Genomic DNA, 24909 nt, shown 5'->3' on the forward strand with positions numbered 1-24909 from the left:
TTATTTAAACACTTATTTTATTTAAACGAACATCACTCAAGCGTTTTGTAACTAAGTCCATAATGATTTGTGCATCAGCGGGATTTTCTAAATCATGGTTATCAATATCAATGATCAGTGTTTCACTCTTATCATAAGAATCAAACCAATTATCGTATTGACTATGAAGATGCGTATAGTAATCTAATAAACCTTGGTTGCCTTCAATTTGTTCGAATGAACGACCTCTTTTTTCGATACGACCTAAAACCGTATCCAATGAACCACGAAGATAGATTAATAAATCAGGTGATTTCTTTTTCATGCCATCTAATTCTTCCATCATATTATCTAATAAATCTAAATAAGTATCCATTTCAGCATCACTCATATTGCCTTCTTCGTAATTAATTTTTGTAAACAAGGCATCTTCATAAATTGAACGATCCAATACGTTGTTCTCATGTAAAAATGCTGCTTTAATACTACGAAAACGGGTATTTAAAAAATAAATTTGTAAAGAAAAAGCCCACCTTTTTGGATCCTCATAAAACTTTTCTAAAATACGGTTATCATCAACACTTTCATAAAAAGCATCGCTTCCTAATGTTTCAGATATTAATTTTGTGTACGTGCTTTTACCAGCACCTATCATTCCTGCTAAAACAATCACTGCGTTATGTTCCCCTTTCAATTGACGGTCACTCTCCTATCAAAGACCGGTGTCGTCTTCGGTTAATTTGCACTTCTTAGTATAGCATAATTTATAAACTGAAAGGGAACAAGTGCTAAATATGTCTGTGTCAAGTTTTTCTCGGGTCCCTTATTATCCTGCTAGTTTAGGCGTTCTATTTTTGTACACTCATCAGCTACCGCACGGCTATGCCGTTTGCTGGCCCATCTTTTTGGAGAAGGTTTCTAAAACCAGAAACCTTCTCCAAAAAGACAGGAATTAACGAAAAGTTTTAAATAATTGCCCCATTGCCGATGAATGAGAGGCATACAACGGAATTGCTCCATTCTTTGCTCCAACTGACTGTCGTGTCTTCTCATGCAATAATGACGATAAACGAATGGTTTGTTTCAGCTTGCGTTGTTGTCTCGCACTTCTATTTTGTTGGTGAAGATAAGCTTCGCGTAATGTGTGATTTAACATGCCTTGTTTTACCTTTACCATAGCTTCGCAACCTTCTTCGCTCCAATGCATCCCACGCTTTTTCATCCGAAAAGAAATGTGCCGTTGATTTGACTCCATTGCGCCTAAACCTCTAGCGTCCTTCGGCGCCTGTTCTACTTTTTCACGCCAATCGAAAATCCGATCCCAATTCCGCAATACGTATGTCCTAAAAATTTTCAGTTTTTCCAATGCTAGTGTCTCGTCTAGCGTGCTTTCATACGTATCCAACCAAACAGTTAGGTCATCTAAATTATGCGCTTTTAGTGCTTGTTTAACCTGCCGTTTAAAGAGAGTCGCTTGTGCTCCAAACGCACGATTTAAGCCTTGATAGACATGATAGGAGTCTAGCTGGTTTAAAACAGGGTAGTTCGACTGAGAAAAAGCTTCTTGGAATTTGTCTGCTGTATAGCCTTGTCCACCATCGCTATTGGTAATGACTTGGGCTTGTTGTAACGCATAGTGATTCGCCGTAAAAGCTTGAACTTCTGCCCAAAAACCAGCGGTTTTTTTAGTCGTCATGATGGCTTTAGGTTCCTTTAAAGAGACTCTCTTTCCGTTTTTTTCCCAGCCTTCGTAAACGATGGCATGACGAACTTCTAAGCTTTTTTTCTTTTTCGTCCCACGAACAAAAACACCATCAGCCTCGGCATAAAAATAATTCACTTTTTTTCCTTTTGGTAATTCGGCTGCTTCTTCTAGTTCCAATACGCTTTCTTCATCTTCACGTGATTGTGCTGTTCCAACTCGTTTAAGAAGACTGCCTACTGTTTGATGACTAATCATGACTGCCGTCCATTCTTTTAATAGGTCAGCGGTGTCACGGTAAGTACACTTACTAGCTAGTTCTGCCACTTTTACTTCTACGAGTGGACTATGGCGTTGGTAGTTTCGAATGCCTAGGCATTCATCTAGCGGATAATGGTTTTGACTCTCATGATCTACCATCAGGGTACGATGATAGCGAACAGGACCAAAAAGAAACTGAACAGTTTTCCAATCTGCTCGTTTCACTTTCCAACCTTCACTTTGTTTTTGTTCTTTAGCAACCTGATTTAGATGCGTGAAGATATCTCCTACTAATTCAGCGAATGTTTCGTACATGTAAAGTTGTATAGATTCTTCTGTAGCAATTAAATCGCTTGATTCCTTTATTATCTCATATAATTTTGTTATAATTTTATCCATAAGAAGGCCTCTTTCATTTATGTATTTGCCGCTCAAGCATACATTTATGATAGAACGTCTTCTTTCTTTTTGCTAGTAAAAAAATAATGTTATCTCGAGAACTATTTTACACATACCTAAACCTGAATAATTCATACCTTTAATTTTTTGTTGTTTTTAATCAATTAACACACTTTTTTCAAAATTTTTCAAATTAACGTTTAATAGTTTTACTTTTTGGTACTTAATTCATTTATTTATTGGTTTCTCATTAAGAAAGTACGAATTTTGGGCATGGTTGGTCCTTGGTTTTGATTGGTTTTTTAAAAAAAATTAAGGAGTTTTTAAATGTAATGCCGAATCCTTTGGATTCGATTAAAGACGGCATAAAACTCCGCTTGATAAACATGCGAACTAGAAATTTTTAGATACATTTCTCTCGCAGTACTCACTAGTTTGCCAGCTACTTTGAATAAGCGAAGACGAATCGTATTAATTTGAAGTCCTTTATAATTTTTATCAAAACAAGTTGTACGCAAAAAATTGATTAGGTTGTATGCAAGGACACTTATCATCATACGTGCATGATTTTCAATAAATTTAGGGCTATCTGTCTTATCAAAATAGAAACCATTTTTTGCTTCTTTAATGTAGTTTTCCATAGCACCACGCTTTTTATACGTCTTAAAAACTTGTTTTGATGAAATGTTTTCTGAAAAATTTGTGACAATAAACGTATGCTTGAAAAGTAATTCACCCATTTCTCGAATGGATTGAATGCATACTCTACGCGGTTTAGACCAAGACGCTGCTTGATAGGAAACGGAATAATAGTATTCTTCTTTTTCATTCCAAGGATAATTATCGTCGTAATACACAAACTCTTCTGCTAATCGGTATAAATTATTATTATGTTTTAGGCGAATGACAAAGTTTGACCCATATTCTTCGCATAACTCATAAATATCAGGTGTTGCAAATCCACTATCTCCACGCACTAAAATATCTGTCGTAGGGACTGCTTGATTATAATGATCTAATAACGGTTCAAGAAACTCTTTAACTCCTTTAGACGTGTATTGATTTCCTGAACGAAGTTTAGCTTTTAAAAAATCGCCCGTTAATCCATCGAATGCGACTAATGGATGATAACCGTTTGTTCGATAGTGGGCATTATAATCTGTTTGTTCCTGAATACCGAAGGTATCAGAGTGTGTAGAATCCAAATCAATAATCATATTCATATCATTGCGAACAAATCTCGCTTGGTCAATTAATGTTTGATTAAAGGTTTGTAAATCATTAATCGTTTGGTCTGTAATGCGATCAAGAAACCGAGAGATAGTCGGTTGAGAAGCCAAACACTCTTCTTGTGACAGAGTTTGTAATACTGGATCATACTGTAAGATAGTCGCAGACGAATCAGCTTTATAGCCAGCAATTAGTTGAAGAATTAGTTGTTTTAAAATTTTATGGTTAGTGTGTTTCCAATAGCGACGATTTTCATTATATGAAATGAGTTTTTTTGACAATTCTTCAAAATGAAAAGTATCCATTAATTCATCAACTAAAATTAATCCTGAATCACTCGATAAACGACCACCTGTATGAGAGACATATAAATGGTTATTGAATTTCATTGCTTTTTCTTGTAAAGTAATCATTGAGAGAACCCCTTTCTATTGGTTGGTTGTGATGATATAACCATAGCAGAAAGGGGTTCTTTTTTCATCACCTAATGGGTGATAAAGCAAATTAGTTTAAACGCTGTAAAATCAACATCGATTAGTATTTTTAGAAAAGCTATGAATTATTCAGGCTAAATATAAATTATTTTATCTTCTTATTTGAACAAAGCTAACTCTTTTTATTGAAACAATAAAGCTAAGGTTTTTTTACCTGCAATCCCATCGCAAATAAGGTGGCGTTCCTTTTGAAACAACAGAATAGCTTGCTTGGTTGAACGTCCAGCTAGTCGATTTGGTATTCCCACAATTTCATACCCTCGTCCAAAAAGCATCGCTTGCACAGCATAAACATCGTTTCCGCTTGTTCCTAATTGGATATTTCTTACTAAGGATGCTGTTTTAGGTCCCCATAATCCGTCTATTTCGGTACGGATAGTCTCTTGAAATAAACAAAGAAGAGCTTTTTTAGTATTTGGTCCAAATACTCCATCAACAATTGTTCCGCAGTTCTTTTGAATTTGTTTTATTATATCTCTGCGCTCTTTTAGAGAATGGTTTGCACTAGGCAAATGGGCTTGATGTTTGGTTAACAAAAGTACGGTCCCAATTTGAATTTGATCAGAAGACAGTTGATTTAATTTTTTTAACCAAGTAACAGTCGTCTTATTTTTTTTAGCGATGCTCCATAGGGTGTCACCAAATTTAACGATATGAGTTTCATTTTTTAGGTTTGATACTAGTGAATCTTCTTTTTTGTAATTATCTAGATCAAAAGCAAACTGATTAAGACTGATCCCAAAACTAGCTAAATAATCATCAGGGTCACGATGATTTGTTCCTCCAAGATGAATAGAAACCCAATGGTGTGTTTTAATGCCTTTTTCTTTTAATGTCTTTCCTGTATTTAATGTCCTTGGTATCCCAGCTTCATTAGCTAGTTTTTTTAAAAGCCAAACATAAGCAAGATAGTCTTTTTTGAAAATTAAAGGATCCGATGTGCGAGCTAACTCTACTTGAGCATACGCATAGGCGTTTGCATTTGCTCCTGCTCCATATTGAACGAATCCAGTCTTACTTAATTGAACTATTTTTCCTCCTCCACCAACCCAATGGCTAACAAAAGCGCCTCCTTTCAAAGCTTGTTGAGCCATAAAAGTTAGTTCGTTTTCCAATGCATTTTTACCAGTATTAAGGGCATTGCCTGATTCGTGGGCAATAATAATAGTTGATTTAATTAGTGGGTATTGTTTAAATACAATGAGTCTTTTTTCGATTTGATTAGACATCTAACTCCTCCATTTTTTATTATCTCTTTGATAAACGGTCGACGGTTTATGATGAGATAACGAAAACGAGCGAATGAACGTTACATTTTCAAAGAATAAGTCGGCGCTGAGGGTTCTTCTTTGATTGAGTATTTAGTTTTTGCTATCATTAAGGTAGTTAGACAAATGAACAGGTAGTTTAGTTGATTTAAAAAGCTAAATGATTTTAGAGAGGAAGAGTGAAGACCATGCAAAGAATTGTAGAAGGAACGTACGCATCAACTGAAGAAGCAATAAAAGCAGTAGAGCGCTTATTAAATGAGGGCTATCTAGCTGAAGAACTACTCATTATAACGGATGAAAAGCATGAAGATGAGTTAGAAGATTTAACTTTAGTAGACGTCGAATCGGTTGAAGACGATGAAGATAACGATGAAGATGACGAAGAAGAGTCGCTTTGGGATAAAATCAAAGAAACATTCCGAATGGGCGACTATACGAATGATAATGAGTCTAATACGTTAGTTGAACATGGTGTTGATGTCGAAACAGCAGAGCATTTTAGCGAGTCCTTAGAAAATCATGAGATTATTATTCTAACAAACAGCACGGCTCCTGCTCATTCAAAGCAATTATCATCGGTAAATAAAGATGTGTTAAACGACGATGAAAAAAATGAAGCTAGTCTATCTGCTAAGGAACAAGTAGAACCTAGTGAAACAGAAACAAAAGAAGCGATGAATCCGGCAACGGGAGAAGGCGAGCTATTTGATCCTTCTAAATCTCAGTCTGCAAGAGAAGACGTACCCGGAACGTCAACTGCATCTTCACCAGATAAAGAAGTAAACCATGATAATAGCGAACGAGATTTACTTAAACAAGATAGAAAAGATGCACCTCATCTAACTGGTGATGAAGAAACAGTTAACACAGAAGAGGGCAACCATGTTTATCCCGACAACATTAGCACAGGTGTTGTTGGAGAAGGTTTAACAGTGGAGACAGAACCTAGAAAAGCAGAGCATCCCAATCCGCACAACGATATTCCTGAAAGTGATGCTTATTACAGCAATAAATATGAAAATGCTGGTGGGAAAACAATTAAAGATGACGAAGAGCAATAAAACTTACTTGGCCCGATGAATGCAACGTTTTATTCGGGCTACTTATTTTAGCCACGTATGTATCCGCTTTATTAATAAATAAAGTAAGGTGATTCCTATTATTGACTGACAAACTAAAAAATAGAAAGAAGTGTATAAAAATGAGTAAAGTAGTTGAATCCTCTTACAACACAGTAGATGAAACAATTTTTGCTGTAGAACGCTTATTAAGTGAAGGCCGTATGGTGAACGATATTATTATTGTGACAAGCAAAACAAATTATTCGGATATTCAAAATCGAACATTAGTTGAAGTTGATAAGGTTTCTACTGATGGAGATTATAATATGTGGGAAAAAATAAAAGAGATGTTTACAGACGTTAGCCCAGAGTTAGCATTAGAGCATTATGGAATTGATAAACAAACGGCTCTCCAGTATAATGATGTTTTAAAATCCGGTAATTATGTTATTCTTGTAAAAGAAGACAATGGTATTCCAATTCGTCAACAGCTAGAAAACGGTCCTAAAGAACTGGGTAAATCAAGCAAGGAAGAAAAGAACAATAAACCAATTGGACGAGGCGGAAGTGGCTCGAAAGTTATTTCAAATACTTCGGAACCTACTGGTAAATCAGCCGTTTATTATGATAAGGATGTCGGTCTATTAAATCAAGAAATTGATTTTTTAAGTGAAAAATATTCTGGTAGACCAGAAGATAGAACGGACGAGAATGCCGGTTTTAGTAAAGCGAGACAACTTAAACCAGTCGGACGAGGCGGCAGTGGCGTTAGAAAAACGAAAGATACAACGCTACCCGAAGGAGAAAGTGCGATGCCTAGTTTCGAGGATAGATACTTGAGTGATGGCACGCTTCAAGATAATACGAAACCGATTACAAATGAAGCGAAAAGAAAACAATCTGTTAATACCTATGATCCAACAGATAATCCGTTGCAAGGAAATCCAACAGATGAAACAGGAAACCAAATAAACGATAGACACGAGACGGCAGTTGAAGATTCTCAAGATTTACCCCGTTTTACTGGCAATTCAATCACAGGGCAACCGGTTGTTGATCCGCTAGCTGATAAAGAATAAAAAGGAAAAATCAAAGTAACCGATAGAAGGAAGTTTTTTGCTTCTAATCGGTTGCTTTTTTTTAGTGTTAGTAGGCAAACTTCTGTTCTATTTTTTGAAACAATCTATGGTATACTAGGACAACCGATACAATTATAGGAGGCGAATACCTGTGACAGACGATTCATTTAAAAAAATAGTTTCTTCAAAGGATCTAACGCCTGATGAAGATTTACCAAAAATAACCAAAATTGAGACACAAAAAAGAAAAGGACGTTACAATATTTATTTAGATGAAGATTATGCTTTCCCAATAGATGAAGCTATTCTGGTAAAGTATGCTTTATATAAAGGAATGGTTATCTCTGATGACTTCAGAGAAGAATTAGAATCAGAAGATGGCTTTAGAAAAGCGTATACGAGGTCTTTAAATTATTTGAATTATGGCTTGCGTTCTGAAAAAGAAGTGCGTGATGATTTAGCTAAACATGAGTTTTCAGACGTGGCAGATGAGGTTATCGAAAAGCTAGAGGAACAAGGCTACTTAGATGATTTAATGTATGCAGAAAGTTATACACGTACGGGAGCCAATGTTGGAGGCAAAGGTCCTCGTGTCATCAAGCAAGAATTAAAAAGACGAGGCATTGCTGAAGAAAATATTGAAAAGGCAAGTGAGCAGTATCCATTTGACCAAATGGTTGAAAATGGGATTCAACTAGCTGAAAAAGTTATTCGTCGTTCTTCCCAACATTCTACTCGTGAAACCAATAATAAATTGCGCCAAAACCTGATGCAAAAAGGATTTGACTCAGATATTATTACACAAGTATTAGAAGAAGTGACCGTTGAAAAAGAAGAAGATGAAGAATATGTAGCAATAAAAGCGCAAGGAGATAAAATCTGGCGTAAGCAAGCTAAATTAAAAGGCTATAAAAAAATTCAAAAAGTAAAAAGTAGTTTGTTTCAAAAAGGGTTTACAGGAGAATTAATCAATCAATTTATTGAGGAAAAAGAATTGGAAGATCAAAACGAATGACAAAAAAAAGAGAGCAACAAAATGAGACAAGAGCATTACTAGATCAGCATGGTATTCAAATGTGGTCAGAAGAAAAAATTGAACGATTCAGAGCAACGCTATTAAGTTGGTATGATATTGAAAAAAGGACGTTGCCATGGAGAATAAGCAATGACCCTTATCGTATCTGGGTATCTGAAATTATGCTACAACAAACGCGTGTAGACACTGTCATTCCTTATTACCTAAATTTTATGGAGCAATTTCCAACGATTAAAGACTTGTCTCAAGCGCATGAAGACAAGTTATTGAAGGCTTGGGAAGGATTAGGTTACTACTCACGAGTTCGTAATATGCAAAAAGCAGCTAAACAGATCATGACCGACTATGAAGGTGAAATGCCTCGTGATCCAAAAGAAATCATTAAATTAAGTGGTATAGGTCCTTACACTGCAGGTGCGATAGCGAGTATGGCTTTTGATTTACCAGAACCGGCAGTAGACGGTAATGTGATGCGAGTGGTGAGTCGTCTTTTTGAAATAGAGGTAGATATTGCTAAACCAGCTAGTCGAAAAATTTTTGAAGCAGTAATGAGAGAAATCATTGATCCTTATAAGCCTGGTGATTTCAATCAAGCCTTTATGGATTTAGGCTCAAGCATTTGTACACCTAAAAATTATCACCCAGAGCTAAGTCCAATTAAAGAATTTAATGCGTCCTATATAAATGAAACCTGGGCGAACTACCCTGTGAAGAGTAAAAAGAAAAAAGCCGTTCCAGTTTATTACGACGGGTTCTTAATCGAAAATGAGCACGGTGAGTTTTTACTAGAAAAACGACCAAAAGAAGGCTTATTAGCTAATATGTGGATTTTTCCATTGTTAGAAGAACAGGAAAAAGAAAGAGAAAACACGATTAAACTCCAGAAGAAACTAAAAGAGGACTATTCCATTGAAATTAGGTTAATGGAGAAATCTTTTTCAGAAGTAACTCATATTTTCAGTCATTTGAAATGGACCATCGCTGTCTATTACGGCAAACTTTCTTGCGTTGAAAAAGTACTACCAGAAAAGTGTCAGTGGGTTCATCCTGATAATTTTAACGAGTATACCTTTCCCGGTCCACAAACAAAACTATGGCAAAGTTATTTGGCGTATCAGAATATGCAATAAAAATTAGTTTCTCATTATTCTTTCATTTTATCTGAGCTTTTTCTGTTATACCCAGTAGAATTTATGATATAATACTCTTGAGTCGAGTGCAAATAGCATTCTCTGATTGTTAGATTATTTTCTTGTTGGGTTTTCATGAGAAAAAGAAAGTTGGGTTAGGATGCAAGTTCCAAAAGAAGGAGAATACATCACAATCCAAAGCTATAAACATAATGGAAGTTTGCATCGTACCTGGAGAGACACGATGGTTCTCAAAACAAGCGACCAATCGTTAATCGGTTGCAATGACCACACGCTTGTAACCGAGTCAGATGGGAGACGTTGGTTGACGAGAGAACCAGCAATTGTTTATTTTCATAAGCACTATTGGTTCAATATTATTGCAATGATTCGCGACAATGGAATATCGTATTATTGCAACCTTGCTTCGCCATATGCTTTAGATGAAGAAGGATTGAAGTACATTGATTATGATTTAGATATAAAAGTATTTCCAGATGGCGAAAAGCGACTATTAGATGTAGATGAGTATGAAGATCATAGTGAATTGTGGGGCTATTCCGATGATATCGACCATATTTTAAAAGAAAATGTTAAAGTTCTTGTTGAGTGGATCAACGAAGAAAAAGGACCATTTTCCAAAGAGTACGTTGAGTTGTGGTACGATCGATACCGTCAATTAGCAAACAAGCAATAGGACTTCTACTTAGCGAGCGATGTTTTTTCTCTAATAATGAATAAAAGGGTGCCTTTATTAATTAAGGTGCTCTTTTAATTTGCTTTTAATAATGGTTGTTTTTTTAATAAATAGCAGTAAATAAATTAGAACTTTCTTTAATCAAACGTGCTATGTTATAATAACAAATGAAATATTGGATAAAGGAGTGGGTTTATTTGACAAAAAAAAGTGGGCTAATACTTTTTGCATTACTTATTTTGACAGTTGGAGTAATTTTTATTGGCCAAAATTATCAAAAAAAACAAAAATCAGAATTATTAGCAGCGAATAATTCTTATCAAAAAAATGAAGAGAAAGAAATGAAAGAAACATCAAAAAGTGAGTCATTTGAAGAGAATAGAAATCAAAAATCAGTGATAGAATACTTGTCTAGTTTGCCAACAGATGATGAGATGAGATCTGTTAGTTTTTACGGAGATTTTTCGGAATCTGATGAGTGGTTTCTTTCAGTTGGAGACTACATTAAGGAGCAAGTAGATGATCGCATAGAGATTGGTTCTGTTGCATTACCTGAGTTTGACTCTTATCGCTTATTTGAAGAAAATACAGCTTCCTCGCTGATAGAAAAGAAGCCAGCAATTGTTTTCTTTCAAGTTCCTGTTTATGGTGATCAAGTGAGAGACATTAGTTTATCTGATTCAAAAGATTACACGATGAAAGCCTATGAAACAATCAAACAAGCCTTACCTGAAACGCTGATTGTTTTCGTCACACCTCATCCAAGTAGTTCAAGAAAAGAAGAGTATAATTCTAGAACGTTAGATTATACAAGTTATTTAAAAGTTATTAAAGAAATTATTGAGGAAAGCAACCTTCCCCTTTTCGATTTACATGAAGCCTATGAGACTGAATTACAATCAACGGATCTGGCTCTTGAAAAAACACTAGCAGAAGATGGAAAAACACTAAATAATGAAGGCAATGCTATCTATACTACTCTTTTTAATGAACAACTGACAGTGCCTATTGACACAACAAGCGGAAAATAAAAAGAAGCGAATAAAAAGTCTTTGATTGGTATTTTGCTTACCTAATCAAAGACTTTTTTTATTGTTCGATATGTTGGATATTATCGATTGTTGTTTGAGGATTCTTTAAGTCCTTTTTGTAACTAGTTACTAAAATATTTAGGCGACTTAGAAATTCTTCGTATTTTAATATACTGGACATAATATGAATAACAGCATTGCTTTGAGTGACATCTTTATTTACTTCAGCTTCCATATTAGCTTCATCGAAAAAGGAATGCATAAATTTTGATCTAAGAGATTCTTTATAATCGATAAAATTTACTTCATCTGGAGAGACACGCCCGTTAAATTTCAATAAAATTTGTTCGTGAGCACTCAAGAGAGTTTCCAAACGTTCTCTTATTTGAATTCTGAGTTCTTCTGGAAAATGATTAAATGAATTTTCTTGGCGATGTAAAATACTAGCTAAGTTATACGCAACTTTAGTTGTTGAAATAATTTGACGATAAACAACAATTTTTCTTAATATCTGGGAGCGATTTTTCTTGCGAGAATATGTTCCTTCATCTTTAAACAACGAATAGTAAGTCTCTAAACGGTCTACTTCAGATTTGACCCATTTTAAATCCTTTTTTAAAATAGCATACTCACTATTTTTTCGTACGCTAGCTCTAATCCATTTCATGATCTCAGAAGTAGTATAATCAATTAAATGATACAATTTTTCTTCATATTTAGGAGGGAAAAAGAGTGTATTGACTAAAAATGCAATAACAACACCTAATAGTGTAGCTAGAATGCGGATAGTAGCTGAGAACATAAAATTTGTACCTGGGCTCATCATGATGACAATCAGTGTTACGGTTGCTAAGCCAATAACGGGGCCAAGATTAAATTGATTCAAGATAGCAATCAATAAGATTGATGCAAGTCCGACAAATATAAAGTGATTTCCTAAAGTTAGATTGACAATAATAGCTAAAACACCACCGACAATATTGGCAAATACTCTATCTTTTAGTGTTTTAACAGATCGCTTTAAAGAAGGTTGTAACGCAAATATTGCTGATATAGCAGCTAAGACCGCTGCGGTTTTCATATCTAATAAATAAGGTATGGCTAAAGCAAGAGTAATGGCTAGACCAGTTTTCATAGTCCTTGCTCCAATTTTCATAAACGATATCCTCTTTCCCAAAAAATATTTTTAATTGGTTTGCTAAGTTTATTGTTCTAATAGGTTCATTTTAGCAAATAATCATAGTAATGAGAAGAGGTTGTGTAACGATAAGTCTATTTTCAGTAAATTAATTTATTGTAATCGTTTTTTTTGTATTTTTGAAAAACAGCAAAAATATCTATTAGAAATACAAATTTAAGAATTTTTTTATTTGTAACCGGTAAATAGTCTCATTTGATAAGATTGCATTCTTATGTGATAAAAGTTATTATTAAGGGAATAAAAAAGACAAATTAAAATAGTTTATTTTTAAAGATAAACGAATTAGACTAAATAGATTGAATGAGGAGGGATTTATTTATGGTTACCAACCAAATGGTGAGCCAAACAATTGAGAAACTAAAAGCATCTAATATTCGAATAACACCTCAGCGATACGCAGTTTTAGAATATCTAATAGAGGCAGATAGTCATCCAACGGCAGATGATATTTACCGTTCTTTAGTCGAACGATTTCCTAATGTTAGTGTGGCTACTATTTACAATAATTTACGTTTATTTACTAAAATCGGGTTCGTAAATGAAATGACTTATGGAGACGGTTCAAGTCGGTTTGATTTTGCGACAACGCAACATTACCATGCTATTTGCGAAAAATGCGGTAAAATAGAAGATATTTATTACCCAGGCCTTGAAGACATTGAAGAAACAGCCCATAATTTAACAGGGTATAGAGTAACCAATCACCGGATGGAAGTTTATGGGATTTGTCCTGATTGTCAGGCATTATTAGTTAGCGAATAAATAACTCGTTTATCCGTAACCTGTTTAGTCAGGCACCGTCAATGAGTCGAATAATCAATTAATGTGACTTTACCCTATCTTGTCTTGATTTATACTGTTTTTCTAAAATGATGATTGCATTAACGATACATGACTTAAACGAATAGACTAAAGAATAAGAATTAGAAAAGGAGGTATAAACTATGACAACTTTAAATGATGTTGCTAAAAAAGCAAATGTGTCTAAGATGACGGTCTCACGTGTCATTAATCATCCTGAGCAAGTGACGGATGAATTAAAAGAACTTGTTTTTAAAGCAATGGAAGAATTAAATTACCGACCGAACGTAGCAGCCAAGGCATTGGTCAATAATCGAACTCAAATTATTAAGTTGTTTATCTTAGAAGAGATGGATACAACGGAACCTTATTATATGAACTTATTAACCGGAATAGCCCAAGAGCTAGATGCGCGCCACTATTCTTTGCAACTTGTTACAAAAAATAACTTTGATATCGGTACTTGTGACGGTTACATTATGTGCGGCGTCCGTGAAAAAGATTATGATTGGATTAGCGGTGCAAACAAACCTGTTGTTTTATTTGGCGAAAATCGTCATGGGTATGATTTTGTTGATTCAGATAATAAAGCAGGAATTTCGTTAGCCACTCAATATGCAATTGATTTAAAGTATCAAAACGTTATTTTTATTGGAATCGACATCGATGAATTATTTGAGCTATCAAGAGAATCAGGTTACCTGCAAAAAATGGCAGAAAACCAGATGAATGCTCAAATTTTTCGTTTTGGGAACCATTCTAGACAAGCGGCTAAATTTATTAAAGAGAATTGGTCTGATTTTTCACCAAACACTATTTTTGTCTGTAGCTCAGATCGACTAGCCTTAGGAATTGAAAGAGGGATTATTGAAATGGGTGGTAATATACCGAATGATTTTGGCATTACCGGCCATGATGGGATTTTTCTAGATCAAATTGCTTTTCCACAATTAACGACAGTAAAACAAGCAGTCATCGAAATGGGAGCTGCTTGCGCCAAAATGTTGCTAAATAAAATTGATCAAGATGGTATATCTCAAGGTTCGGTTTTGTTTGAACCAGAGTTAGTTATTAGGGGAACAACAAAACGAGCTGAATAAAGTAAACTAAAGTAAGGGAGGTTTTAGAATTGATGAAAGCAATGATTGTCGTTAATCCTTCTTCAGGTAGTGCAGAAGCAAAAGAATACGTTAGCCAATTAAAGACTCGCTTAGAGGAAAAGTTTGATGAAATCGCCATAAGAGAAACGGAAAAAGCTGGTGACGCATTGAAATTTTCTGCTCAAGCATCTAAAGAAAAGTTTGAGGCTGTTTTTTTAATGGGTGGAGATGGGACAGTTAATGAAGGAATTAATGGTATTGCAAAACAAGACTATCAACCAGATGTTGGGATTATTCCATTGGGAACGGTAAATAATTTTGCCCGTGTTTTGGGGATGTCTATGAAGCCAGAAGAGGCAATTAGCCAATTAGATCTTAATCATAAAAAGAACGTCGATATCGGGAAAGTAAACGATCAGTTTTTTGTCAGTACCGTTTCGATAGGTTCCATACCAGAAACCGTTCAACATGTTGATGAAGAATCTAAGGAGAAGTTTGGCTCGTTAGCTTATTTTTTAGAGGGGGTTAAAGCCCTAAATAATGATGAAACGTCAACGTATCAAATGACGTTAGATGGTCAGGATTTTGAAGAAGAGTATAGCATGGTATTAGTAGGGCTAAGCTCATTTGTTTTCGGAATAGAGACTGTATTTTCTTTGGCAAAAATGGATGACGGTTATTTTAATATGCTTTGTTTAAAAGAAACTACAGTAACTGAAAAAATAAAATTGATTCCAGAACTTCTTAACGAGGATGAAAATTATTCAGATAAGTTAAGCGTCAAACGCTTTAAAAGTGCAGATTTAAAAACAAAAAATGATAAAAAATTTAATACAACGGTAGATGGAGATAAAGGACCGGCCTTTCCCGTTCATTTTGAAATCTATCCACAATTTTTAACATTATTTGTACCTAATGACTAACTAAAACCTCTTACTAAATCAGGGATACTCATATTATTGAGCGTTTCTGGTTTTTTTTCTAAAAATAAAGAGTTATTTTTTCAGATATAAAGTCTTTATTTTAGCTATCCCGATGATATTTGATTAAACTAAAGGTACGAATGAAAGAGTTGGGAGGAATAATCAAATGAATGAAGTTAAATCAAAATGGTGGGAAGAAGCGATTATCTATCAAGTTTATCCGCGAAGTTTTAAAGATACGAGTGGTAATGGGATCGGAGATCTGAGAGGAATCATTCAAAAATTAGACTACATTAAACAACTTGAGGTAAACGCAATTTGGTTAAATCCAATCGTTAAGTCTCCACAAGTTGATAATGGGTATGATGTTTCTGATTATTATATGATCGACCCACTCTTTGGTACAATGGAAGATGTTGATGAACTGATTGAAGAAGCACACAAAAGAGATTTGAAAATTATTTTTGATTTTGTCTTAAATCATACATCCGTTGACCATCATTGGTTTCAAGAAGCAATCAAAGGACGGGATAGTCCATACAGAGATTTTTATATCTGGTACGATGCTTTACCTAATGGTGATTTACCAAACAATTGGGCTTCTATTTTTGGTGGTTCAGTATGGGAAAAAGAACCTCTAGGCGATCAATTTTATTTTCATTTATTTAAAAAAGAAATGCCTGATTTGAACTGGGATAATCGCCATGTAGGAAATGCCATGCAAGATATTGGGAAATTTTGGTTGGACAAAGGAATTGACGGTTTTCGTTTAGATGCCTTTATTCATTTAGATAAATCAGATGATTTTTCAAGTAAAAGATTAATAGATAATCGTGAAATTGTCTCCGCGCAAGAAATCAATGAAAATTTGCCGAATATAAAAAACTACATTCAAACACTATCTAGTGAATTACGAAAGGTAAATCCAACTGTTTTTATTTTAGGTGAAGCTGCTTCTGTAGATGCTGACTTAGCTGTTACGTATACGGATCCTAAAAACGATATGTGTGATGCAATTATTTCATTTATGCTTTTTCCAGAAGATCATTCGGTTAAAGACTCACGTTTGCCGTTTAATATGCAGCACGCTATTTTAGATAAAAATGAGTTTAAGAAAACAATGACAGAGTGGCAAGAGAAACTAGCTCCTTTTGGTGGTCCAACTCTTTATTGGAATAACCATGATATGCCACGTGCAGTTTCTCGCTTTGGGGATGAAAGCTACTACCGAGATAATAGCAGTAAAATGCTAGCTACGTTAATGTATTTACAAAAAGGCATACCCTTTATTTATTACGGAGAAGAACTAGGAATGTCTAATTTAAAACACGAGAATGCACAAGAGTTTGAGACACCTGGTGCAACTGCTTTTTATGCAAAGTCTAAAGAATTAGGCTACACAGAAGAACATATTTTAAAAGAACTTAACAGTACCGCACGAGATGTAAGTCGAGGAGTGATGCAATGGGATGATTCTGACTATGCTGGATTCTCAACTCATATTCCTTGGAGTGGTGTAAACAAAGAAAAAAAATACACGGTTTATGAAGAGGAAAAAGATCCTAATAGCATCTTAGCTTACTATCGAAAAGTTTTAAAGTATAAAAAAATGCCTATTTTTACTAAAGGAAGCTTTCATATGTTTGAAGTCAAGGGGAGTTTATATAGCTATGAACGTGTATTAGATAAACAAAAAGCGATTATTATCTGTAATTTTTCGGATACAAAAGAGCAATTGCTTCAGATAGGAATGACTGAAAACAAGTGGCATGTTCTTTTACAAAATGAAGGAAACTGCATTAATGGTAATTGTATTACACTAGGGCCATATGGTGCTATTGTATTGTTAGAAAATAAATCAGGTGAAATAAAGAAACAAAATTAGCGAACAGCCTCTTAAAAAAAGGGGCTGTTTCATTCTTGTTACCGTTAACATCGTGAATGATATTGTAAGTGTTTCCTTATTTGAGTATCCTTAATTCAAGTGTATGAAACGAAAAGAGGAGGTCCAACACAATATGACAACAGAATGGTGGAAAGAAGCCATTGTTTACCAAGTCTATCCAAGAAGTTTTCAAGATAGTAACAATGATGGAGTGGGAGATTTAAAAGGGATAATTAGTCGTCTTGATTATATCCAATCATTAGGCGTTAATGTGATTTGGTTAAATCCAATTTTCACTTCTCCACAAATTGATAATGGCTACGACGTATCTAATTACTGTGAAATTGATCCTCTTTTTGGTTCAATGGAGGATACAAAAGAACTGATTAAACAAGCACATAAACGTGGGATAAAAGTAATTTTTGATTTCGTTTTAAACCATACATCAGATCAACATCCATGGTTTCAAGAAGCGTTAAAAAATCCAGATAATACTTACCGAGATTACTATCTTTGGGCTGATGGAAAAGCGGCTGACCAGTTGCCAAATAATTGGGCTTCTTTCTTTGGCGGGTCGGTTTGGGAAAAAGAACCTTTAGGTGAGCAATATTATTTCCATTTATTTGCTAAAGAAATGCCAGACTTAAATTGGGGAAATCCTAATGTGCAATCAGCAATGTTAGAAGTTGCTTCTTTTTGGATGGAAAAAGGGATAGACGGTTTTCGTTTAGATGCCTTTATTCATATGGATAAAGAAGAAGGTTATCCAGACGTCCCTACTGCAGTCGATGGAGAATTGGTTTTAGCCGAAAATTATTATGCTAATTTACCTAAAGTAAATGAGTATATGAAGATATTTGCTCAGGCTTTGCGTACCCGCTATCCAGATGTTTTTCTGGTAGGTGAAGCGTCTTCAGCTACTATTGATTTAGCTGTTAATTACTCAGACCCTGCAAATGAAGCTTGTGATGCAGTTATTACCTTTCGTTATTTCCCAGAAGACGAGACACAAAAAGATGCTCGCTTGCCGATGTCAATGCAATCAGGTAATTTAGATATCAAACAATTCAAAGAAACAATGGTTGAATGGCAAGAATGTCTAGCCGATTTTGGTGGCCCAACTCTTTATTGGAATAACCACGATATGGCGCGCGCAGTTTCTCGCTTCGGCGATGCTATCCAGTACCGAGAAAACAGCAGCAAGATGTTAGCAACATTGATGTATTTACAAAAAGGGATGCCATTTATTTTAAATGGCGAAGAAATTGGGATGAAAAATCTAGAAATAAATACAATTGAAGGCTTCTTCGCTCCTGAGGCAAAAGTTTTTTATCAAAAAGCTTATGACTTGGGCTATCGTTCAGACCATATTCTTAAAGAATTAAACGCAACCAGTAAAGATGCTAGTCGAGGAGTCATGCAATGGGATAATACTCAATTTGCAGGCTTCTCAACGGCTGCTCCATGGAGTGGTGTAAATAGCGAACTGAATTACAACGTAGCTAAGCAAGAAGAAGATTCCTCTAGTGTCTTAAATTATTACCGGAGTTTATTGACGCATAAAAAAACACCCTTATTCACCAAAGGAAGTTTTAAGTTAATTAAAACAACGGATTATATGTATTGCTATGAACGAAAACTTGGTGACCAAGTGGCTTTAATTTGCTGTAATTTAAGTGAGCAATCTTCAATTTATAAAGATACTCGTTTTTCAGATGAAACAGTTAAGATTTTATTAACGAATGGCGATAACTCTCTAGAGCACCAACAAATTACGATGGAACCTTATGGCTCATTGGTTTTGATGCTTAATAAAATGGATGAACAAAAGATTTCGGGTGAAAAACGGCTAAACGTTATCTAAAAAAAGTTGTTTAATAAATGAATAGAAATGAGGAATAAACTAAATGGAAACATCAGCAATTTTTCATAGGCCAGAAAGTGAATATGCCTACCTATATACAAAGGATGAAATGCACATCAGGATACGCACTAAAAAAGGCGACGTCTCTAATGTAATGTTAATTAGTGGGGATCCTTATTTACATGAACAGAAAAAATGGTATTTAGATAATACTCCAATGGACTTAATTTTAACTACAGATGTCCATGATTATTGGTTCATTAAGATCAGTGCGGAGTTTAAACGCTTATCTTACGGTTTTCATGTTATTGGAAACGATGGGACAGAAGTACTTTATGGCGATAGAGGAGTGTTTCCTTATGAGGAGAAATATTTAGCTTTTGCCAATTCATTTTTCCGGATGCCTTATTTTCAAGAAATCGATCGGTTTAAAGCACCAGATTGGGTAAAGAAAACGGTTTGGTACCAAATTTTCCCAGAACGCTTTGCGAATGGTGATACGAGTAATGATCCAGCAGGTACATTGCCTTGGGGCAGTAAAAAACACCCCACGCGTGATGATTTTTATGGAGGAGATTTACAAGGCATTATTGATCATTTAGATTATTTGGTTGATTTAGGTATAAACGGGATCTATTTTTGTCCTATTTTTAAAGCAACCTCGAATCATAAATATGATACAACAGATTACTTCGAAATTGATCCGGATTTTGGTGACAAAGAAACGTTTAAGAAATTAGTAGATGAAGCACATAAAAGAGGCATACGCATTATGTTGGATGCGGTCTTTAACCATTTAGGGATGTTATCTTACCAATGGGCAGACGTTGTTGAAAACGAAGAAAAATCTAAATACGCCGATTGGTTCCATATTCATCAATTTCCAGTAAAACTAGATGAAAATTTATCAACTGAAGAATTAGAAAATGTCGGTCAAGTTCCCTATGACACGTTTGCTTTTACTGGACATATGCCTAAATTAAATACTGCTAATCCAGCTGTTCAAGATTATTTGTTAGAAGTAGCAGCGTATTGGATTCGTGAATTTGATATTGATGCTTGGCGCTTGGACGTTGCTAACGAAGTAGATCATCACTTCTGGAAAAGATTTTATCAAGTAACAACCGATTTAAAAGAAGATTTTTATATTCTAGGAGAAATTTGGCATTCTTCTCAAAATTGGCTACAAGGCGATGAATTTCATGCTGTCATGAATTATGCCTTCACGGGAACGATAGAAGATTACTTTATGAATAAACGCATTTCAGCTAATAAAATGGTTTCAGGATTGAACGAACAACTGATGTTGTATCGTCAACAAACAAACGAAGTGATGTTCAATTCTTTAGACTCACACGATACAGCTCGCATTTTATCCATTAGTGCGGGAAATAAAGATGTTGTGAAATCTAGTCTTGCGTTTACATTTATGCAATACGGTTCCCCTTGTATCTATTATGGTACTGAGATTGGAATGGATGGATTTGATGATCCGGATTGTCGTAAATGTATGGTTTGGGATGAAGAAAAGCAGGATTTAGCGATGTTAACTTTTACAAAAGAATTGATCGCCTTTAGAAAAAATTATCAAGCTATTTTAAGCTTTGGAAAATTAGAGTGGTTTGATGTGAGAGATGAAGAAGATGTTATTGGGTTTAAGCGTTCATTTGGGAAAGAAACCCTTGTTGCTTACTTTAATCAAGGAGAAGAAGAGTTAGTATTACCGACTGTTCCTCAAATGGAAAGGTTGTTAAACCATTTAACGACTGAAAAAGGCGAACGTTTGATTGTCGAGAAAAATGGTTTTGTTGTTTATAAAGAAACAAGTCTATCGTAAAAAAGTCGGATTAGGTAATTAAAAAAGAGTAGTCCATATACTCTTTTTTTGAGGGATTTAATTGATTCTGAGAGTAGTAATTTGACTGGAATTCTTAGGATTTAAAATGTGTTATAGATGAGTATTATTAATAATCGCTTCTTAAAATATTTGTTTGAGAAATAAAGGTATAGTTATAAAAAGTTCGTTTAGTTGCCGCTAGTGCAATCTAATCTAAAAAGTAAATGATAAATGGGCTTTTGTCTAGTGTTGAATAGGGATAAATGATTCTGTTACCGGTAACAGTGATAAAACGATTGCAAGAAAGCGGTTTATCGTTAATAATAAGAATGTAAAGAGAAATAACAAAAAGCAAAACATTAGAGGAGGATATTAAATTGAAGAAAAGTAATTGGAAAAAGTATGCTGTTGGATTGGTTTCTGCAAGTGCCTTATTATTAGTTGCATGTGGTGGAGGAAGCGGATCAGATACTGATGCATCTGATTCAAAGGATGGCGCAGGTAGTACAGAACTAAATATCGCTGTTGATACAGGTTATATTGATTACATTAACGAAATCAAAGCAGACTTTGAAAAAGAACACGATGTAAAAATAAAGATTACTGAAAGAGATATGTTTGAACAATTAGAAGCTTTGCCATTAGATGGACCAGCTGGAAGCGCTCCTGATATCATGATGTCAGCATACGACCGTATTGGACCTCTAGGACAACAAGGACATTTAGCTGAAGTAACATTAGGAAACGAAGCACAATTCAACGATACAGATAAAGCACAAGTAACGATCGATGGTAAAATCTTTGGTGAACCTGCAGTTATTGAAACGCTTGTTTTATATTACAACAAAGATTTAATTGAAAAAGCTCCAGAAACATTTAAAGAAGTTGAAGCATTAGCAAAAGATGAGAAATACAATTTTGAAGGCGAAGCTGGAAAAAATACTGGTTTCTTAGCAAAATGGACTGACTTCTACTTCTCTTACGGATTAGTTGCAGGATATGGCGGATACGTATTTGGTGAAGACGGAACAGATGCTTCAGACATTGGTTTAAACAGTGACGGAGCAGTTGAAGCGATTACTTATGCTACAGACTGGTTCCAAAATGTATGGCCTCAAGGAATGTTAGATATCACAAGTTCTGATGCTTTCATTACCGATCAATTCTTAGCTGGTAAAGTTGCTGCATTTATTGGTGGACCTTGGCAAGCACAAGCACTACAAGAAGCAGGCGTTAATTACGGCGTAGCAACAATTCCTACTCTAAACAATGGCGAAGAATACCAAGCGTTTGGCGGAGGAAAAGGTTGGGTTGTTAGCAATTACTCAAAAAATAAAGAAGTATCACAAGCATGGTTAGATTATGTTACAACAACTGAAAATCAAAACAAATTCTACGATGCTACAAATGAAATTCCAGCAAACCAAGAATCACGCGAATATGCAACAGGCAAAGATGATGAATTAACATCTGCGGTTATTGCACAATACAAAGAAGCACAACCTATGCCAAACATTCCTGAAATGGCTGAAGTATGGGCAGGAGCAGAAAACCTAATGTTTGATGCAGCTTCTGGCAACAAAACACCAAAAGAGTCAGCAGATGAATCAGTTAAAATGATTTCTGAATCTATTGAACAAAAATATACTAAAGAATAATAATAGGGATACTTTTTATCGGCAGAGAATGAGTCTATTCTCTGCCATTATTATTAAGTGAAAAGAGGAGAGAGACTATGTCTAAGGATAATCAGCCAAAAAAGCTGAAGGATGAAAGAAAAGCTATGCTGTATTCTATCGTTCCCGGTATTGGACAATTTTATAATGAACAAAAGTTTAAAGGAATCGTATTCTTAGGAATTACATTAATATTTATTTATGAAATGATTGTATTTGGCGCAAATGCTATTACAGGTTTGTTTACGTTAGGAAGTGTGCCCGTTGAAGATCATTCTTTGTTCATTATGATTGGTGGAACATTGCAATTGATTGTAATTGTTATCTTTTTAGCTTTTTATGCATTGAATATCTACGATGCTAAAACAGTAGCAACCAGATGGAATAGACAATTACCAGTAAATACAACAGCAAAATCTGTTCTATACAACGTTTACAATCAAGGTTTCCCTTACTTATTAATTGTGCCAGCTTATCTAATGATGGCTTTTACGATTATCTTTCCAGTTCTCGTTACATTGTTCATGGCCTTTACGAACTATGACTTTTATCATATTCCACCAGCAAACTTAATTGATTGGATTGGTGTTAAAAACTTTACGAATATTTTATTCTTGAGTTCTTATCGCGATGCCTTTACTTCAGTATTCAGTTGGACAATCATTTGGACACTTTGCGCAACAACTTTACAAATTTCTTTAGGCATTATAACTGCGGTTATTACGAATCAATCGTTCATAAAAGGCAAACGTTTCTTTGGAGTTATTTTCTTACTACCTTGGGCTGTCCCTGCATTTATCACCATTCTATCTTTTTCAAATATGTTTAATGATAGTATTGGTGCAATCAATACCCAAGTTATTCCTTTGTTAAACAATCTTCCTTTTGTTGAAATCGGACAAGTTGCTTGGAAAACACAAGCACTTTGGTCAAAAGTAGCTATTGTATTGATCCAAGGATGGTTAGGATTCCCGTATATTTATGTTATGACAACGAGTATTTTGCAGTCTATTCCAGAAGATTTATATGAAGCAGCTAAGATTGATGGAGCAAACGCTATTCAACGCTTCAAAGAAATTACGCTACCTATGATCTTCATGGTTGCAGCTCCAACTTTTATTACTCAATATACCGGTAACTTTAATAACTTCTCAATGATTTATTTGTTCAATAACGGAGGTCCTGGAAGCGTCGGCGGTGGTGCTGGTGCGACAGATATTTTGATCTCATGGATTTATAAATTAACAACAGGTACTTCACCACAATACTCAATGGCAGCTGCGATTACATTAATCATCTCAACACTTGTTATCTCAGTTTCTTTAATCGTATTCCGTAAAACAAAAGCTTTCAATATGGAGGATGCTTAGGATGAAAAATAAATTAAAATCCCAAAAAACGTCTACTTTCTTAAGTCATTTTTTTACGTATGCATTTATGATTGGTCTTTCTATTATTATCATTTACCCACTTCTCATTACGACTAGTTCAGCTTTTAAATCTGGAAATATTACAGCTTTTTCTTTAGATTTCAACGCCGATTGGACATTAGCTAACTTTCAACGTCTTTTCAGTGAAACGTTATATGGAACTTGGTATATGAATACGCTGATTGTAGCGACTTCAACAATGGTCGTTCAAGTTGCTTTAATTACTTTAGCCGGTTATGCGTATAGTCGCTATAACTTCATGGGAAGAAAGAAGAGTTTAATCTTTTTCCTTGTTATTCAGATGGTGCCGACTATGGCAGCACTAACAGCGTTTTATGTCATGGCTTTATTGCTAGGAGCATTAGACCAATTTTGGTTCTTATCTATGCTTTATATTGGTGGCGGTATTCCAATGAATACCTGGTTGATGAAAGGGTACTTTGATACAGTGCCGAAAGAATTAGATGAGTCAGCTAAACTAGATGGAGCAGGACATATCCGTATTTTCTGGCAAATTATCTTGCCGTTAGTTCGTCCAATGATAGCTGTGCAAGCTTTATGGGCCTTTATGGGGCCATTCGGTGACTTTATGCTAGCTCGTTTCTTATTGAGAAGTCCAGAAAAAATTACTGTTGCGGTAGGACTTCAAACTTTTATCAGTAACCCGCAAAATCAAAAAGTTTCTTTATTTGCTGCTGGTGCAATTTTGATCGCCGTTCCCATTTCAATTTTATTCTTTATGCTACAAAAGAACTTTGTTTCCGGCTTAACTTCTGGCGGAACAAAAGGATAAATATAATTAGTTAATATGTATGTGAATGC

The 24909-nt window shown here is 34.9% G+C and carries 20 protein-coding genes; 15 read left to right on the forward strand and 5 right to left on the reverse strand.

Features of this window, described 5'->3' with window-relative positions:
• Nucleotides 1-4: 4 nt before the first annotated feature.
• From B9Y54_RS08445 to B9Y54_RS08460, 4 genes are all read right to left on the reverse strand, one after another.
• Nucleotides 5-673: a deoxynucleoside kinase gene (locus B9Y54_RS08445; protein WP_085559851.1), complete on the reverse strand. Its 669-nt coding sequence runs from the start codon at nucleotides 671-673 to the stop codon at nucleotides 5-7.
• Between the two features lie 258 nt (nucleotides 674-931).
• Nucleotides 932-2341 carry an ISLre2 family transposase gene (locus B9Y54_RS08450; protein WP_085559852.1) on the reverse strand — a complete coding sequence of 470 codons (1410 nt, stop codon included), beginning with the start codon at nucleotides 2339-2341 and terminating at the stop codon, nucleotides 932-934.
• Between the two features lie 323 nt (nucleotides 2342-2664).
• Nucleotides 2665-3984, reverse strand: a complete 1320-nt coding sequence (locus tag B9Y54_RS08455; protein WP_085559174.1) for an IS1380 family transposase — start codon at nucleotides 3982-3984, stop codon at nucleotides 2665-2667.
• 203 nt (nucleotides 3985-4187) lie between these two features.
• Nucleotides 4188-5294 (reverse strand): peptidoglycan-binding protein, encoded by a 1107-nt coding sequence (locus B9Y54_RS08460; protein ID WP_090005148.1) that lies wholly within the window; start codon nucleotides 5292-5294, stop codon nucleotides 4188-4190.
• Between the two features lie 227 nt (nucleotides 5295-5521).
• Between B9Y54_RS08460 and B9Y54_RS08465 the strand changes: the two genes are divergently transcribed.
• The 6 genes from B9Y54_RS08465 (at nucleotide 5522) to B9Y54_RS08490 (ending at nucleotide 11370) form a co-directional block, all read left to right on the forward strand.
• Nucleotides 5522-6397: a general stress protein gene (locus tag B9Y54_RS08465; protein ID WP_085559853.1), complete on the forward strand. Its 876-nt coding sequence runs from the start codon at nucleotides 5522-5524 to the stop codon at nucleotides 6395-6397.
• A 140-nt stretch (nucleotides 6398-6537) separates the two neighbouring features.
• On the forward strand, nucleotides 6538-7476 hold the full coding sequence (locus tag B9Y54_RS08470; protein ID WP_085559854.1) for a general stress protein: 939 nt from the start codon (nucleotides 6538-6540) through the stop codon (nucleotides 7474-7476).
• 151 nt (nucleotides 7477-7627) lie between these two features.
• Nucleotides 7628-8491 carry a recombination regulator RecX gene (recX, locus tag B9Y54_RS08475; protein ID WP_085559855.1) on the forward strand — a complete coding sequence of 288 codons (864 nt, stop codon included), beginning with the start codon at nucleotides 7628-7630 and terminating at the stop codon, nucleotides 8489-8491.
• Entirely contained in the window at nucleotides 8488-9642 is a 1155-nt protein-coding gene (mutY, locus tag B9Y54_RS08480) for an A/G-specific adenine glycosylase (RefSeq protein ID WP_085559856.1), read from the forward strand. The genes recX and mutY overlap by 4 nt, the downstream gene beginning before the upstream one ends.
• Nucleotides 9643-9802: 160 nt before the next feature.
• Entirely contained in the window at nucleotides 9803-10339 is a 537-nt protein-coding gene (gene ntdP / locus B9Y54_RS08485) for a nucleoside tri-diphosphate phosphatase (protein ID WP_085559857.1), read from the forward strand.
• A gap of 197 nt (nucleotides 10340-10536) precedes the next feature.
• Nucleotides 10537-11370, forward strand: coding sequence for an SGNH/GDSL hydrolase family protein (locus B9Y54_RS08490; RefSeq protein WP_085559858.1), 834 nt, complete (start codon nucleotides 10537-10539; stop codon nucleotides 11368-11370).
• 58 nt (nucleotides 11371-11428) lie between these two features.
• Here the strand turns inward: B9Y54_RS08490 and B9Y54_RS08495 are convergent, their stop codons facing one another.
• Entirely contained in the window at nucleotides 11429-12526 is a 1098-nt protein-coding gene (locus B9Y54_RS08495) for an FUSC family protein (protein WP_085559859.1), read from the reverse strand.
• A gap of 363 nt (nucleotides 12527-12889) precedes the next feature.
• Between B9Y54_RS08495 and B9Y54_RS08500 the strand changes: the two genes are divergently transcribed.
• From B9Y54_RS08500 to B9Y54_RS08540, 9 genes are all read left to right on the forward strand, one after another.
• Entirely contained in the window at nucleotides 12890-13333 is a 444-nt protein-coding gene (locus B9Y54_RS08500) for a Fur family transcriptional regulator (protein WP_085559860.1), read from the forward strand.
• A gap of 182 nt (nucleotides 13334-13515) precedes the next feature.
• The gene (locus B9Y54_RS08505) at nucleotides 13516-14472 is read left to right on the forward strand and encodes a LacI family DNA-binding transcriptional regulator (protein ID WP_085559861.1); all 957 of its coding nucleotides are present in this window, start codon (nucleotides 13516-13518) and stop codon (nucleotides 14470-14472) included.
• A 32-nt stretch (nucleotides 14473-14504) separates the two neighbouring features.
• Nucleotides 14505-15395 carry a diacylglycerol/lipid kinase family protein gene (locus B9Y54_RS08510; protein ID WP_085559862.1) on the forward strand — a complete coding sequence of 297 codons (891 nt, stop codon included), beginning with the start codon at nucleotides 14505-14507 and terminating at the stop codon, nucleotides 15393-15395.
• Between the two features lie 166 nt (nucleotides 15396-15561).
• On the forward strand, nucleotides 15562-17280 hold the full coding sequence (locus tag B9Y54_RS08515; protein ID WP_085559863.1) for an alpha-glucosidase: 1719 nt from the start codon (nucleotides 15562-15564) through the stop codon (nucleotides 17278-17280).
• A 133-nt stretch (nucleotides 17281-17413) separates the two neighbouring features.
• A complete protein-coding gene (locus B9Y54_RS08520) occupies nucleotides 17414-19144 on the forward strand; it encodes a glycoside hydrolase family 13 protein (protein ID WP_085559864.1) in 1731 nt (576 codons plus the stop codon).
• A gap of 43 nt (nucleotides 19145-19187) precedes the next feature.
• Nucleotides 19188-20981, forward strand: coding sequence for a glycoside hydrolase family 13 protein (locus B9Y54_RS08525; protein WP_085559865.1), 1794 nt, complete (start codon nucleotides 19188-19190; stop codon nucleotides 20979-20981).
• Between the two features lie 377 nt (nucleotides 20982-21358).
• A complete protein-coding gene (locus B9Y54_RS08530; protein ID WP_085559866.1) occupies nucleotides 21359-22639 on the forward strand; it encodes an extracellular solute-binding protein in 1281 nt (426 codons plus the stop codon).
• Between the two features lie 77 nt (nucleotides 22640-22716).
• Nucleotides 22717-24027, forward strand: coding sequence for a carbohydrate ABC transporter permease (locus tag B9Y54_RS08535; protein ID WP_085559867.1), 1311 nt, complete (start codon nucleotides 22717-22719; stop codon nucleotides 24025-24027).
• A gap of 1 nt (nucleotide 24028) precedes the next feature.
• Nucleotides 24029-24880 (forward strand): sugar ABC transporter permease, encoded by an 852-nt coding sequence (locus tag B9Y54_RS08540; protein WP_085559868.1) that lies wholly within the window; start codon nucleotides 24029-24031, stop codon nucleotides 24878-24880.
• The last annotated feature ends 29 nt before the right edge of the window (nucleotides 24881-24909 follow it).

This window comes from Carnobacterium iners, assembly GCF_900177385.1.
Classification (GTDB): domain Bacteria; phylum Bacillota; class Bacilli; order Lactobacillales; family Carnobacteriaceae; genus Carnobacterium_A; species Carnobacterium_A iners.

Coding starts and splice junctions, on each gene's coding strand:
- ntdP (WP_085559857.1), top strand. CDS start 9,803: ATGCAAGTTCCAAAAGAAGGAGAATACATCACAATCCAAAGCTATAAA.
- B9Y54_RS08515 (WP_085559863.1), top strand. CDS start 15,562: ATGAATGAAGTTAAATCAAAATGGTGGGAAGAAGCGATTATCTATCAA.
- B9Y54_RS08525 (WP_085559865.1), top strand. CDS start 19,188: ATGGAAACATCAGCAATTTTTCATAGGCCAGAAAGTGAATATGCCTAC.
- B9Y54_RS08505 (WP_085559861.1), top strand. CDS start 13,516: ATGACAACTTTAAATGATGTTGCTAAAAAAGCAAATGTGTCTAAGATG.
- B9Y54_RS08540 (WP_085559868.1), top strand. CDS start 24,029: ATGAAAAATAAATTAAAATCCCAAAAAACGTCTACTTTCTTAAGTCAT.
- B9Y54_RS08465 (WP_085559853.1), top strand. CDS start 5,522: ATGCAAAGAATTGTAGAAGGAACGTACGCATCAACTGAAGAAGCAATA.
- B9Y54_RS08455 (WP_085559174.1), bottom strand. CDS start 3,984: ATGATTACTTTACAAGAAAAAGCAATGAAATTCAATAACCATTTATAT.
- B9Y54_RS08495 (WP_085559859.1), bottom strand. CDS start 12,526: ATGAAAATTGGAGCAAGGACTATGAAAACTGGTCTAGCCATTACTCTT.
- mutY (WP_085559856.1), top strand. CDS start 8,488: ATGACAAAAAAAAGAGAGCAACAAAATGAGACAAGAGCATTACTAGAT.
- B9Y54_RS08470 (WP_085559854.1), top strand. CDS start 6,538: ATGAGTAAAGTAGTTGAATCCTCTTACAACACAGTAGATGAAACAATT.
- B9Y54_RS08500 (WP_085559860.1), top strand. CDS start 12,890: ATGGTTACCAACCAAATGGTGAGCCAAACAATTGAGAAACTAAAAGCA.
- B9Y54_RS08450 (WP_085559852.1), bottom strand. CDS start 2,341: ATGGATAAAATTATAACAAAATTATATGAGATAATAAAGGAATCAAGC.
- B9Y54_RS08510 (WP_085559862.1), top strand. CDS start 14,505: ATGAAAGCAATGATTGTCGTTAATCCTTCTTCAGGTAGTGCAGAAGCA.
- B9Y54_RS08520 (WP_085559864.1), top strand. CDS start 17,414: ATGACAACAGAATGGTGGAAAGAAGCCATTGTTTACCAAGTCTATCCA.
- B9Y54_RS08535 (WP_085559867.1), top strand. CDS start 22,717: ATGTCTAAGGATAATCAGCCAAAAAAGCTGAAGGATGAAAGAAAAGCT.
- B9Y54_RS08460 (WP_090005148.1), bottom strand. CDS start 5,294: ATGTCTAATCAAATCGAAAAAAGACTCATTGTATTTAAACAATACCCA.